This is a genomic window from Cellulomonas fimi (assembly GCF_028527925.1).
GTDB classification, from domain to species: domain Bacteria; phylum Actinomycetota; class Actinomycetes; order Actinomycetales; family Cellulomonadaceae; genus Cellulomonas; species Cellulomonas fimi_C.
Map to the genome: position 1 here is coordinate 1 of NZ_JAPESW010000012.1, position 14,262 is coordinate 14,262.

Consider the following 14,262-nt stretch of genomic DNA (forward strand, 5'->3'; position numbering starts at 1 on the left):
CGGCACGGAGTCACGAACTCGGCGAGGAGGGAGCCGGGTGGGACGGCGAGAGCCCGGTCCGTCGGAGGGGCCGGGCTCTCGTCAGGCGAGGCGGGTGCGCGTCAGAGCGGGCGGGTGCCCGTCAGCTCGCGGACGGCGGCGTACTGCTCGCGCACGCGAGCGACGGGGTCGGCGCTGTGTACGGCCGCCTCGGCCGCGGCGGTCCAGGCCGGGGCGGTCGCGGAGCCCGAGAGGACCCACGCGGCCTGGCGGGCGGCGCCGTCGGCGACGTACTCGCCGGGCGTCGGGACGTGCACAGGCAGGCCGAAGACCGTCGGCGCGATCTCCCGCACGGCCCGCGACTGCGCGCCGCCGCCGATGAGGAACAGCCGCTCGACGGCGACGCCCTGGGCGCGCAGCGCGTCGATGCCGTCGGCGAGCGCGCACAGCATGCCCTCGACGGCGGCGCGTGCGAGGTGCGCGGGCGTCGTGTTCGCGAGCCGCAGGCCGTGCAGCGCGCCGGTCGCGTCGGGCTTGTTGGGGGTGCGCTCGCCCTCGAGGTAGGGCACGAGGACGAGACCGTCGGCGCCCGCGGGGGCGGACAGGGCGAGCTCGGACAGGCCCGCGTGGTCGACGCCGAGCATCCGGGCGGCCGCGTCGAGCACGCGCGACGCGTTGAGCGTGCACGCGAGCGGCAGGAACGCGCCCGTCGCGTCGGCGAAGCCGGTCACCAGACCGGAGCCGTCGGCGGTGGGGGAGGAGGCGATCGCGGACACGACGCCCGACGTGCCGATCGACACGGCGACGTCGCCCGGGCCGAGACCCAGCGCGAGGGCGGCGGCGGCGTTGTCGCCCGCACCGGGGCCGAGGATCGGCTCGCGCCCGCCGACGACGGCCCTCGGACCCGCCTCGGAGGGGCCGAGCACGCGGGGCAGGTGCACCCGGTGGCCGAGGCCGCGCTCGAGCAGGTCGAGCCGGTAGTCGTTCGTGACCGGCGACCAGTAGCCGGTGCCGGACGCGTCGGAACGGTCGGTCACGAGCTGGTCGAGGCCCGCGCCGCCCGAGCCGGCGCCGTTGCCGCCGAGGCGCCACGTCAGCCAGTCGTGGGGGAGCGCGACAGCCGCGACACGGTCGGCGTTCTCCGGCTCGGCGTCGCGCAGCCAGCGCAGCTTCGTGACGGTGAGCGACGCGACCGGGACCGAGCCGACGGCGTCGGCCCACGCCTGCGCGCCCTTCTCGGCGTCGCCGTCACCGAGCTCCTCGATGAGGTCGAGGGCAGCCTGCGCGGAGCGGGTGTCGTTCCACAGCAGCGCGTCGCGGACCACCTCGCCCGAGGAGTCGAGCGCGACCATGCCGTGCTGCTGCCCGCCGACGGAGATCGCGTCGACGTCGTCGATGCCGCCCGCGTCGGCGATCGCGGTCTGCAGCGCGTCCCACCAGTGGCGCGGGTCGACGGACGTGCCGTCGGGGTGCGAGGCGCGGCCCTGGCGGACCAGCTCTCCGGTGTCGGCGTCGCGGACGACGACCTTGCAGGACTGCGTGGAGGAGTCCACGCCGGCGACGAACGTCATGAGGCTTCCTTCGGCGGGCGGACCGGCGGCGTCGCGCGGTCCGGAGCGGGGGCCGGGTGAGGGTGGAGCGAGGAGCCGGTGCCGCGACGACCCGACCCCGGGGGACGGGGCCGGGTCGTCCGGACGGCCGACGACGCCGCCCGCCCGGTGCGGAGCCGGGGCGGGCGGCGTCGTGCGGGTCAGCGAGCGCCGAGCGCGTGCTCGAGCGCGAGCTGGTTGAGGCGGACGAAGCCGAAGCCGCGCTCGGCGACCGCGTCGACGTCCAGGTCCTCGTACGCCGAGGTGTCGGCCAGCAGGTCGTCGAGGGTCTCGCCCTCGGCCAGCGTCGGCTGCGACAGCTCGAGGACGCCGGCGGCCTCGAGGGCCTCCTGCACCTCGGGGTCGGCGCGGAACGCCTGCGCGCGCTCCTTGAGCAGGATGTAGGTCGCCATGTTCGCGGCGGCCGAGTCCCACACGCCCTGGAAGTCCTCGGTGCGCGACGGCTTGTAGTCGAAGTGGACCGGGCCCTCGTAGCGGGGGCCGCCACCCGGGAAGCCGTTCTCGAGCAGGTCGACCGTCGCGAACGCGGAGAACAGGTCGCCGTGGCCGAAGACGAGGTCCTGGTCGTACTTGATGGACTTCTGGCCGTTGAGGTCGATGTGGAAGAGCTTGCCCGCCCACAGCGCCTGGGCGATGCCCTGCGTGTAGTTGAGGCCGGCCATCTGCTCGTGGCCCACCTCGGGGTTGAGGCCGACGATGTCGCCGTTCTCGAGGCGGTCGATGAGCGCGATCGCGTGACCGATCGTCGGCAGGAGGATGTCGCCGCGGGGCTCGTTCGGCTTGGGCTCGATCGCGATCTTGAGGTCGTAGCCCTTGCTCTTGATGTAGGCGGCGACCGTGTCGATGCCCTCGGCGTAGCGGTCGTGCGCGGCCTTGAGGTCCTTCGCCGAGTCGTACTCGGCGCCCTCGCGGCCACCCCACATGACGAACGTGCTCGCGCCGAGCTCGGCGGCGAGGTCGACGTTGCGGACGACCTTGCGCAGGCCGTAGCGGCGCACGCGGCGGTCGTTCGAGGTGAACGCGCCGTCCTTGAAGATCGGGTGGCTGAAGGTGTTGGTCGTGACCATCTCGACCGTGATGCCGGTCTCGTCGAGCGCCTTCTTGAAGCTCGCGAGGATGCGGTCGCGCTCGGCCGCGTCGGAGCCGAAGGGCACGACGTCGTCGTCGTGGAACGTCACGTGCGACGCGCCGAGCTCGGCGAGCTTGTGGACCGACTCGACCGGGTCCAGCCACGGCCGCGTGGCGCTGCCGAACTGGTCCTGGGCGTTCCATCCGACGGTCCACAGGCCGAAGGAGAACTTGTCGTCGCGGGTGGGCTTGCGGACCATCACGGACCTCTCGTCGTCGAGTGCCCTCGTGCGGCGGGGTCTGTCGCACGAGATTTGTTGTATGGATGAACTTATGGCGGATCCCGGCTAGGGTCAACCCCGTGAAGGCGACGGCGGCGCGGCAGGGGAGCCTGCGCGAGCACAACCTGGGCCTCGTCCTGCGCCAGGTGCTGGACGCGGCGGCGACCGGTGCCACACCACCGTCGCGCGCCGACGTCGCCGCCGCGACCGGACTGACCCGCGCCACCGTCTCGTCGCTCGTCGACAGGCTCGTCGCGGGGGGACTCGTCGCCGAGCTCGACCCCGTCCCGACGCAGCGCGCGGGGCGGCCCGCCGTCCCGCTCACCGCCGCGGCCGGCACGCTCGCCGCGCTCGGTGCCGAGGTGAACGTCGACTACCTCGGTGTCCGCGTGCTCGACCTGTCACGCGGGGTCCTCGTCGAGCACGTCGAGCACGGCGACTTCCGCGGCAGCGACCCGACCGACGTGCTGACCCGCCTCGGCGCGCTCGTCGACGCCGCCGCCGACCGGCTCGCGACCGGGCGCGGCGGCGTAGCCGACGACCGGCGCACACCTGCGTCGGACACTGCAGACGCCGACCGCCTCGCGACCGCCCCCGGCGCCACGGACGGGGGCGCCGGAACCCCGGTCGCGCCCTCCGTCGGTGTCCCGGGCGACGACGTGCCCGGTCCCGTGCGGCTCGCCGGGGTCGGCCTCGCGCTGCCCGGTCTCGTCGACGCGCGTGGCGGCGCCCTGCGGTACGCCCCCAACCTGGGCTGGCGCGACGTCGACGTCGCAACCCTCGCCGCCGCGGCGTCGCGCACGTTCGCCACCCACCCGCCCCGGCTCGCGAACGAGGCCGACCTCGCCGCGCGCGCCGAGGCCGACGTCCGCCGCGAGCCCGGCGTACGGCCGTCGTTCGTCTACGTGTCGGGGGAGATCGGCGTCGGTGGCGCGCTCGTCCTCGACGGCGACCTGTTCAGCGGACGGCACGGCTGGGCGGGCGAGCTCGGCCACACGCTCGTCGGTGACGGGCGCACGCTCGAGCAGGTCGCCGGGCAGGACGCCCTGCTGCGCGCCGCCGGCCTCGACCCGCACGACGGCCTCGACGCGCTCGTCGCCGCGGCCGCCGCCGGCGCCCCCGGGGTGCGCGACGCGCTCGCCGCGGCCGGCGCGGTGCTGGGTGCCGCGCTCGCCAACGTCGTCAACCTCGTCGACGTCGGCCACGTCGTCCTCGGCGGCACGTACGCGTCGCTCGCCGACCACGTGCGCGGGCCCGTGCTCGCCGCGCTCCACCGGCACGTCATCGGGGCGCCCTGGGCAGAGCCGACCGTCGACGTCGCGCGCGCCGGCGACCACGCCGCGATGACCGGCGCCGCCCTCACGGTCCTGCGGAGGGTCGTCGCCGACCCGTCCGCGTGGCTCGTCGACGGCACCGACCCTGCCTGACGGCGCTCGTCGGCCCGACGTCGGCGGCTGCGCCCGCCCGCGCCCGACGGCGTGGCCGCGCAGCTGCTGCTCAGGCACGGACGCCGCCGGGTGCGGTACCGCAGGCCGGTCTAGGCTCGACGGTCGTGACTCAGCTCTGGATCGGCACGTACCCCGAGGCAGGCGCCGGCACCCCGGTAGGGCTCGGCGAGGGCATCTGGCGGGTGACGCTCGACGACGCGACCGGAGCGCTGGGCGACGCGTCGCTCGTGGTCACGCTGCCGTCGCCGTCGTTCGTCGCGGCCGACGCCGACGGCCGCACGCTGCACGCGGTCCTCGAGGTCGAGGACGGCGAGGTCGTGACGCTCGACGTCGACGAGGCCGGCGGGCTCACCGAGCGGGCACGCCGCGCGTCCGGTGGCGCCTACCCGTGCCACGTCACCACCGACGTCGACGGCCTCGTCGCCGTCGCCAACTACGGCTCGGGCCACCTGGGCGTGCTCGCCGCCGAGCCGTCGGAGGCCGCCGCCGAGCCGTCGACCTTCGGGCACGAGGGCAGCGGGCCCGTGACGGACCGGCAGGAGGGGACGCACGCGCACTTCGCCGTGCTCGCGCCGGGTGGACGGCACCTGGTCGTCGCCGACCTCGGGACGGACGAGCTGCGGCGGTACCGGGTCGTCGACGGGGGAGTCGAGCCCGACGGGATCGCGGCGACGCTGCCGCCCGGGACCGGTCCCCGGCACGTCGGCTTCGCCGCCGACGGGCGCACCGCGTACGTCGCGGGGGAGCTCGACGTGCAGGTCCACGTCCTGGCCTGGGACCCCGAGACGGCGACCGGCACCGCCAAGCAGACCGTCCCTGCGGTGGTCGCGCCCGCGACCGACGACGAGACCGCCACGTCGGGATCGGTCCGCGAGCCGGCGGGTGCGCTGCCGTCGCACCTGACCGTCGCCGGCGACCAGCTGCTCGTCACCGTCCGGGGCGCCGACGTCCTCACGCGGTACGCGATCGGTCCTGACGGCAGGCTGTCGGACGGGCGCTCGCACGTGCTCGGCGGGCACTGGCCGCGCCACTTCGCGGTCGTCGGCCCCTGGGTGGTCGTCGCCCTGGAGCGCGCGCACCGCCTGACCGTGCTGGACGCGTCGGGCGAGATCGTCTCGACCCTCGACCTCCCGTCCCCGACCTGCGTCCTCGCCGCCTGACCTGCGCGGTCGCCGGGCGGCTCCTCTGATCGGGGAGTGCGACTTCTCCTCTAGGTGGAGGCATCGATGTCGCGCTCTCGGGGCGAAGTCGCCGACCGGCGAGGGGTGTCGGTGTGAGCTGCGGCGACCCGCCGTGACCGAATCGTGACCTTCTGCACTTACTGCTCTGTAAGTCTTTGTGGTCGACTGTGGCCAGCCGCGGGCGTACGCGATGCCGGGCGGGCGAGGGAGCCCGTCGACGGCAGGGGCCGCGGTCTCCGGCCGGTCAGGGGCCCGGCCGTGGTGTCACGAAGGAGTGACCGTGCTGCGTGCCCGTCCGACCCTGCGCACCCGCAGGGCCCCCGCCCACCCGCTCGGCGCCACGCGGACCGGCGTCCGCTCCGGCCCGCAGCGGTCCCCGCTGACGGCCGCCCTCGCGGCGCTGGCCCTGGCCGCCCCGCTCGCGCTCGTCGCGACGGTCACCGCCACCGCGGTCGCGCCGCCAGCCGCAGCAGCGGCGACGCCCGGCGACCTCGCGCACACCGGCACGGCGACGGCGTCGCAGTCCCAGGCGGACGCGGACGGCACGTTCCCGGCGTCCGCGGCGGTCGACGGCGACCCGGCGACGCGCTGGGCGAGCGGCAACGGCCCGGACGAGGACGTCGAGTTCACGGCGTGGCTGCAGGTCGACCTGGGCACGACGGCCGAGGTCGACCGCGTCGTGCTCGCGTGGGAGGCGGCGTACGCGAAGGCCTACGAGGTCCAGGTCGCGACGACGGCGCCCGACGACCCGGCGTCCTGGACGACGGTGCACACCGAGCCGGCGGGCGACGGCGGCACCGACGAGGTCGCGCTCGCCACGCCGACGGACGCCCGGTACGTGCGCGTGCAGATGAACGAGCGCACGAGCTTCGACTGGGAGGCCCCGGTCCTGCACTGGTACGGCTACTCGCTGTTCTCGGTCGAGGTCTTCGGCACGCCCGAGGCGGTCCCGGTGGCGTTCGGCGCGTCGACGGCCACGGTCGCTGCGGGCGGCACGGCGCAGGTCCCCGTCGTCCTGGCGACCGCGGCGGACGCCGAGCGCAGCGTCCGCGTGACCAGAACGGGCGGCACCGCCAGCGCCGGCGGCGACTACACGGCCGTCGACCAGGTCGTCACCTTCGCGCCCGGCAGCACGAGCGCGACGGTCGAGGTCGCGACGGTCGACCACGGCCCGCTCGCGCCCGCGCGCACGGTCGTCCTCACGCTGAGCGACCCGTCGGACGGCCTGGTGCTGGGCGGTCGCACGACGACGACGCTCACCATCACCCCGCACGGCTCGCTGCCCGACGTCGGCGCGGTGACCGTGCTCGACGACTTCGAGGACGGCGTCCCGCAGGGCTACACCACGTGGGGGATCAGCGCCCCTGTCACACCCGTGCTCACGACGACGCCCGGCGACCGGCCGGACGGCGGCGACGTGCTGGTCGCGACCGTCGGCGGCACCCCCGCGCCGGGCGACTGGTTCGGCTTCACGCACGACCTCGCCCCGACGGACTGGTCGGACCACGACGGGTTCACGTTCTGGTTCCGCGGCACGGGGGACGGCGGCCTGCTGCGGTACGAGCTCAAGAGCGGCGGGCAGCTGTTCGAGGAGCGCGTGGTCGACGACACCGCGGGCTGGCGCCAGGTGAGCGTCGCGTTCGCGAACCTGCGGCTCAAGAACGACCCCGGCAACGACGCACGCTTCGACCCCACGGCGTCGACGGGCTTCGCGGTCACCCTCACGGACCTGGGCGCGGGCGCGTGGCAGTTCGACGATGTGGCGCTCTACGACCGGGTGACGACGATCGAGGACGCCGAGGGCGACGTCCCGATCGCGGAACCGGGCACGACCGTGGGCCTGTTCACCTGGGGCTCGGCGGGCGCCGACGTGTCGCTCGGCGTCACCCAGCAGGACCGCGACGGGGGCCCGGCGGACAACCACGTCCTGTCGGGCGAGTACCTGATCCCGTCGGGCGGCTGGGGTGGCTTCAGCCAGAACCTCGCGGCGGCGCAGGACTGGTCGTCGTTCCGCGGCATCCGGCTGCTCTGGTACGCGTCGCAGGACACGCGTCCCGCGTCGCCGACGGCCGGTGACGACATCAAGGTCGAGCTCAAGGACGGCGGCCCGGACGGCGAGCACTCGGAGCTCTGGGCGACGACGTTCAAGGACAACTGGTCGCCCGACGGGAGCCGCTGGAAGCTCGTGGAGCTGCCGTTCGACCAGTTCACGCTCGGCGGCTACCAGCCGGGCGACGAGGCGACGCGCAACGGGACGCTCGACCTCACGTCGGCGTGGGGGTACGCGCTGACGTTCGTGCCGAACACCGCGAACCCGGTGCGCTGGGCCGTCGACGACGTGCAGCTCTACGGCTCGGCGGTCCCGGCACCGACGGCGGAGGTGACGCCCGCGCAGGACGTCGTCCTCGTCGACCCGGGCGAGACCGCGCAGGTGCCCGTCGTCCTCACGACGACGGACGGCGCGCCGCTGGCCGAGGACGTCACGGTCGCCTACGCGACGACCGACGGCAGCGCGACGGCGGGCGAGCACTACGACGCCGCCGAGGGGACGCTCACGTTCGCAGCCGGCACCGCGTCCGGCACGACGCAGAGCGTCGAGGTCACGACGCACGCCACGGCGGCCGAGGACGAGGCGCGCACGCTCGCGCTCACGCTCACGGCGACGGGCGCGGCGGTCGACCGCAACCCGCGCGTCGTGCTCAACGCGGTCGGCATGCCGTACCTCGACGCCGACCGGCCGACCGCCGAGCGCGTGGAGGACCTGCTCGGCCGCATGACGCTCGCCGAGAAGGTCGGTCAGATGACGCAGGCCGAGCGCCTGGGCCTGCAGTCGCCGACGCAGATCGGCGAGCTGGGCCTGGGCTCGGTGCTGTCGGGCGGCGGGTCCGTGCCGCAGGACAACACGCCGACCGGCTGGGCGGACATGGTCGACGGCTTCCAGCGCGAGGCCCTCGCCAGCCGGCTGCAGATCCCGCTCGTCTACGGCGTCGACGCCGTGCACGGCCACAACAACGTGGTCGGGGCGACGATCTTCCCGCACAACGAGGGCCTGGGAGCGGCGCGCGACCCGGGCCTCGTCGAGCGCGTGCAGCAGGTCACCGCGCAGGAGGTGCGCGCGACGGGTGTCCCGTGGACGTTCGCGCCCTGCCTGTGCGTGACGCGCGACGAGCGCTGGGGCCGCAGCTACGAGTCGTTCGGCGAGGACCCGGCGCTCGTCACCGCGATGGCCGAGGCGGCCGTGACCGGTCTCCAGGGCGACGACCCGTCTGACCTGTCGGGTCCCGACACGGTGCTCGCGACCGCGAAGCACTGGGTCGGCGACGGCGGCACGACGTACGTGCCGGAGCAGGCGGGCAACGGCTACCCGATCGACCAGGGCGTCACGCGCGTCGCCTCGCTCGACGAGCTGCGTCGCCTGCACGTCGACCCGTACGTCCCGGCGATCGAGGCGGGCGTCGGGACGATCATGCCGTCGTACTCGGCGGTGTCGGTCGACGGCGGCGACCCGGTCCGGATGCACGAGAACACGGCCCTCAACACCGACCTGCTCAAGGGCGAGCTCGGCTTCGACGGGTTCCTGATCTCCGACTGGGAGGGCATCGACAAGCTGCCGGGCGGCACGTACGCGCAGAAGGCGGCGCGGGCCGTGAACGCGGGGCTCGACATGGCGATGGCGCCGTACAACTTCGGCGCGTTCATCACCTCGACGGTCGCGAACGTCGAGGGCGGCGTGGTGAGCGAGGAGCGCGTCGACGACGCGGTCCGCCGCATCCTCACGCAGAAGTTCGCCCTCGGGCTGTTCGAGCAGCCCTTCGCGGACCGCACGCACACCGCGGACCTCGGCTCGGCCGAGCACCGCGCGGTGGCCCGCGAGGCCGCGGCGCGCAGCCAGGTGCTGCTGAAGAACGACGGGGCGCTGCCGCTCGCGAAGGACGCGCACGTCTACGTCGCGGGCTCGAACGCGGACGACCTGGGGAACCAGATGGGCGGCTGGACGGTCTCGTGGCAGGGCGGCTCGGGCGACACGACGACGGGCACGTCGATCCTCGAGGCGATCCGGGCGGTGAACCCGTCGGTCACGTACTCGAAGGACGCGTCCGCGCCCGTCGGCGACGCGACCGTCGGCGTGGTCGTCGTCGGCGAGACGCCGTACGCGGAGGGCGTCGGCGACGTCGGCAACAACGGCAAGAGCCTGTCGCTGTCGGCCGCGGACCGGACGGCGGTCGACACCGTGTGCGCCGCGGTCGACTGCGTCGTGCTCGTCGTCTCCGGACGTCCGCAGCTCGTCACCGACAAGCTCGACGCGATCGACGCGCTGGTCGCGTCGTGGCTGCCGGGCTCGGAGGGCGCGGGCGTCGCGGACGTGCTGTTCGGCGACCAGCCGTTCACCGGCCGGCTGCCCGTGACCTGGCCCGCGGACGCCGGCCAGGTGCCGGTCAACGTGGGCGACGACGCCTACGACCCGCTGTACGCGTACGGCTGGGGCCTGCGGACCGACGCCCAGCGCGACCGCCTGACGACGGCCGCCGAGCCCCTGCCGGCCAGCGACGCGCGCGACGCCGTGCAGGCCGTGCTCGACGCCGACGTCTGGGACGGCGGCACGCTCGACCCGGCTGCCTACGGCACCGCGGTCCCGCTGCTCGCCGACGCCGCCGCGGCGCTCGACGGCACCGACCGGACCACGGCCACCGCGGCCGGGCTGGTCGTGTCGCTGCTGCGCGACCTCGCCCAGGCGGCGGTCGTCGCGGGCAGCGCGCCGGCCGACGCGGCTGCGGCGACAGCCGATGCCGAGCACCTGCTCATGGCGGGCTCGGCGGGCGAGGCGGCGGACCTGCTCGCGCAGGTCGCGGGCGTCCCGACGACGGCCCCGGTCGCGTCGACGACGTCGCTCCAGCTGCCGTCGTCGACGCCCTTCGGCAAGGCGGTCACCGCGAAGGTCACCGTCCGCGCGGACGGCGTCTCGCCGACCGGCACGGTCGAGATCCGGGTCGACGGCGAGGCGGTGGCGGCCGGCACGCTGGCGGCCAAGGGCCGCGACCAGGCCGTCGCCGAGGTGCGGCTCCCCGCCGACCTCGCGACCGGTCGGCACACCGTCGTCGCCGTGTACGGCGGCACGGCGGCGACCGACCCGCCCGTCGCGGCGTCGACGTCCGACGAGCGACGCCTCACCGTCGGGAAGGTCCGGCCCGAGGTCCGTACGGCCGGCACGGACTGGACGGTGGGGCGCGACGACCCGAAGCAGGTGCACGTGCAGGTCGACGGGGTCGCGGGCCGCGAGCCGACGGGCACGGTCACGGTGTGGCTGAACGGCCGCCAGGCCGCGACGGGCACGCTGGACGCCGACGGGCACGCCGTCCTCGACCTGCCGCGGTCCACGCGCACGTCGCTCGTGGTCGTGACGTACGGCGGCGACGGCACCTACCTGGCGTCGCTCGCGCTGCCACGGATCCTCGTCGTGCGCTGACCGGCCCGGCGTCGGGCGGGCCAACCGACCCTGGCCCGCCCGACGCCGGACGCCACGCGACGGGCGCGCGGCGGCGGGCAGCGCACCTCCGACGCCCCCGCCCGCCGCCACGTGACGGGCATCTCGCGCCCCGCGCGGCGAGCACCGGCATCCCGGGGCGACAATGGGCGCAGGAACCCGCCCGTCCCCAGGAGCCCACGTGACCTCGGAGCATGCCCCGCGCGTCGCCATGCTCTCGGTCCACACGTCGCCGCTCGACCAGCCGGGCACGGGCGACGCGGGCGGGATGAACGTCTACGTCCTCGAGCTGTCGAAGGCGCTCGCCGCCCGCGGTGCGCGCGTCGAGATCTTCACGCGGGCCACGTCGTCGGACCTCCCGGAGACGGTCGTCGTGCCGGGCACCGACGCCGGCGGTCGCACCCTGACCCGCGACGAGTCCCGCGCGGTCCTCCTGGCCGACGAGGTCGATGCGGGCGTCGTGCCACCCGTCCTCGTCCACCACGTGCCCGCAGGCCCGTTCGAGCGCCTCGACAAGAACGACCTGCCGGGCGTGCTGTGCGGCATGGCCGCGGGGGTGCTGCGCTCCGAGGCCGCGCGCCGTCCCGGCTGGTACGACGTCGTGCACTCGCACTACTGGCTGTCGGGGCAGGTCGGCCAGATCGCGGCGGACCGCTGGGAGGTCCCGCTCGTCCACACCTCGCACACCCTCGCGCGCGTCAAGAACGCGTCCCTGGCCCCCGGCGACGAGCCCGAGCCCGGCGGGCGCGTGCTCGGCGAGGAGGAGGTCGTCGCGGCCGCCGACGCGCTGGTCGCGAGCACGCCCGTCGAGGCCCGCGAGCTCGTCGACCTCTACGGCGCCGACCCGTCGCGCGTGCACGTCGTCGAGCCAGGCGTGGACCTCGACCGCTTCGCCCCCGTGCCGGGCGCCGAGCGTCGTGCGGCCCGCGCCGCACTCGGCCTGCCCGCCGGCCGCGACGTGGTCCTGTTCGCGGGGCGCGTCCAGGCGCTCAAGGCTCCCGACGTCCTCGTCCGCGCCCTCGGGGTGCTGCGCGCGACGGGCCGCCCGGTGCCGCTGCTCGTCGTCCTCGGCGGCCCGAGCGGTCGGTCGACGGCCGTCCGCGAGCTCCAGGCGCTCGCGGCCGTGACCGGCGTCGCCGACGACGTCGTCGTCCGCCCGCCCGCCGACCGCGACAGCCTCGTGCGCTGGTACCACGCGGCCGACGTCGTCGCGATGCCGTCGCGCAGCGAGTCGTTCGGCCTGGTCGCGGCGGAGGCCCAGGCCAGCGGTGTCCCGGTCGTCGCGGCTGCCGTCGGGGGACTGCGGACGATCGTCGACGACGGCGTGTCGGGCCGGCTCGTGCGCGGCCACGACCCCGCGGTGTGGGCCGACGTGCTCGCCGACGTGCTGGCCGACGAGGCCGTGCGCGCCGCGTACGGCGAGGCCGCGCGGCGCAGCGCCGAGCGGTTCGGGTGGTCCGCGGCCGCCGACCAGGTGCTCAAGGTCTACGGCGTCGCCGCCGAGGCCCGCCGCTCCCGCTGACCCGGCTGACCCCTCCCGCAGAGCACCGACCGCGCGACCGTCCCAGGGACGGACGTCCCGGCGACGCTCCGCGCACCCTGCGGCAGGATGGGCGCATGACCTACACCCTCGTGCTGCTCCGCCACGGCGAGAGCGAGTGGAACGCCAAGAACCTGTTCACCGGCTGGGTGGACGTCGCCCTCTCGGAGAAGGGCGTCGAGGAGGCGAAGCGCGGCGGCAAGCTGCTCACGGACGCGGGCGTCCTGCCCGACGTCGTGCACACGTCGCTCCTGCGCCGCGCGATCACGACCGCGAACTACGCGCTCGACGCCGCGGACCGCCTCTGGATCCCGGTGAAGCGCAGCTGGCGCCTCAACGAGCGCCACTACGGCGCGCTGCAGGGCAAGGACAAGAAGCAGACGCTGAACGAGTACGGCGAGGAGCAGTTCATGCTCTGGCGCCGCTCCTACGACGTGCCGCCGCCGGACATCGAGCTCGGCTCCGAGTACTCGCAGGACAGCGACCCGCGCTACGCGGGCGAGCCGATCCCGCGCGCCGAGGCGCTCGCGCAGGTCCTCGAGCGCGCGCTGCCGTACTGGGAGTCGGACGTCGTGCCGGACCTCCAGGCCCGCAAGACGGTCCTCGTCGCCGCGCACGGCAACTCGATCCGCGCGATCGTCAAGCACCTCGACGACGTCGACGCCGACACGATCGCCGGCATCAACATCCCGACGGGCATCCCGCTGCTCTACGAGCTCGACGAGGAGACCCTCAAGCCCGTGACGAAGGGCGGCCAGTACCTCGACCCCGAGGCCGCCGCCGAGGCCATCAAGGCCGTCGCGAACCAGGGGCGCTGACCCCGCAGACCACGAAGGCGCCGCCACCCGAGCAGGGGTGGCGGCGCCTTCGTCCGTCCGGCGCGGGACCGAGGTGCTGCAGTCCTGGCGCGCCCGACGTCAGCGGTGTCAGCTGGCCGAGCGGTCGAGCTCCTGGCTCAGCACGCCCGTGACCAGGTACGTCACGCGACGCGCGATCGACACGCCGTGGTCGCCGAAGCGCTCGTAATAGCGGCCGAGCAGCGTCACGTCGACGGTCTCCTGGATCGAGCCGTCCCAGCCGCCCGACAGCAGCGCGGCGAACGTGTCCTCGTGCAGCTCGTCGAGGAGGTCGTCGTCCTGCTCGATGCTCTCGGCCAGCGGCAGCTCGTGGTTGGTGAGCAGCGTCGTCGTCCGCCGCGCGACGCGGACGGCCGCGTCGTGCATCTCGGTGAACGTGCCCGAGAGCCCGTGCGGGATCGCGTGCCGCGGGTAGCGCCCGCGCGCGACCTGCGCGATGTGCCGGGCGAGGTCCCCCATGCGCTCGAGCGTCGCGCTCATGCGCAGCGCCGACACGACGATGCGCAGGTCGGTCGCGACGGGCTGCTGCTGGGCGAGCAGGAGCACGCACCGCTCGTCCAGGTCGCGCTCGATCGCGTCGATCTCGACGTCGGCCGCGATGACCGACTCGGCGAGCGTCACGTCCGCCGTGAGGAGCGCGACACCCGCGTCGGTGATCGCGCGCTCGACCCGGCCGCTCATCGCGACGAGGTCGTGGCCGAGCTGCGCCAGCTCGGCGTCGAAGATGTCCCGCATGTAGTCCTCTCCTGCTGCGGCCCGCTGCCGCGCGGTCGACAGGCTCGCACCGCGAGGTGAACGGCCGGACGCGGCGAGGTG

The 14,262-nt window shown here is 75.1% G+C and carries 8 protein-coding genes; 5 read left to right on the forward strand and 3 right to left on the reverse strand.

Going from position 1 to position 14,262, the window contains the following annotated elements; genetic code table 11:
* Nucleotides 1-101 precede the first annotated feature (101 nt).
* Both xylB and xylA read right to left on the reverse strand, forming a co-directional pair.
* Nucleotides 102-1,550: a xylulokinase gene (gene xylB / locus OMK64_RS07680; protein ID WP_272727493.1), complete on the reverse strand. Its 1,449-nt coding sequence runs from the start codon at nucleotides 1,548-1,550 to the stop codon at nucleotides 102-104.
* A 179-nt stretch (nucleotides 1,551-1,729) separates the two neighbouring features.
* The gene (gene xylA, locus OMK64_RS07685; RefSeq protein ID WP_272727494.1) at nucleotides 1,730-2,917 is read right to left on the reverse strand and encodes a xylose isomerase; all 1,188 of its coding nucleotides are present in this window, start codon (nucleotides 2,915-2,917) and stop codon (nucleotides 1,730-1,732) included.
* Between the two features lie 101 nt (nucleotides 2,918-3,018).
* Between xylA and OMK64_RS07690 the strand changes: the two genes are divergently transcribed.
* The 5 genes from OMK64_RS07690 to OMK64_RS07710 all read left to right on the forward strand — a co-directional run bounded on the left by OMK64_RS07690 (nucleotide 3,019) and on the right by OMK64_RS07710 (nucleotide 13,407).
* Nucleotides 3,019-4,365, forward strand: a complete 1,347-nt coding sequence (locus OMK64_RS07690; protein ID WP_272727495.1) for an ROK family protein — start codon at nucleotides 3,019-3,021, stop codon at nucleotides 4,363-4,365.
* A gap of 125 nt (nucleotides 4,366-4,490) precedes the next feature.
* Nucleotides 4,491-5,546 carry a lactonase family protein gene (locus tag OMK64_RS07695; protein ID WP_272727496.1) on the forward strand — a complete coding sequence of 352 codons (1,056 nt, stop codon included), beginning with the start codon at nucleotides 4,491-4,493 and terminating at the stop codon, nucleotides 5,544-5,546.
* Nucleotides 5,547-5,847: 301 nt separating this feature from the next.
* A complete protein-coding gene (locus tag OMK64_RS07700; protein WP_272727497.1) occupies nucleotides 5,848-11,031 on the forward strand; it encodes a glycoside hydrolase family 3 N-terminal domain-containing protein in 5,184 nt (1,727 codons plus the stop codon).
* Nucleotides 11,032-11,230: 199 nt separating this feature from the next.
* Nucleotides 11,231-12,571, forward strand: coding sequence for a glycosyltransferase (locus tag OMK64_RS07705; RefSeq protein ID WP_374694072.1), 1,341 nt, complete (start codon nucleotides 11,231-11,233; stop codon nucleotides 12,569-12,571).
* Between the two features lie 95 nt (nucleotides 12,572-12,666).
* A complete protein-coding gene (locus OMK64_RS07710) occupies nucleotides 12,667-13,407 on the forward strand; it encodes a phosphoglyceromutase (protein ID WP_272727499.1) in 741 nt (246 codons plus the stop codon).
* Nucleotides 13,408-13,515: 108 nt separating this feature from the next.
* On the opposite strand, the gene phoU is transcribed toward OMK64_RS07710, so the two are convergent.
* A complete protein-coding gene (gene phoU, locus OMK64_RS07715) occupies nucleotides 13,516-14,181 on the reverse strand; it encodes a phosphate signaling complex protein PhoU (protein WP_272727500.1) in 666 nt (221 codons plus the stop codon).
* Nucleotides 14,182-14,262: the final 81 nt, after the last annotated feature.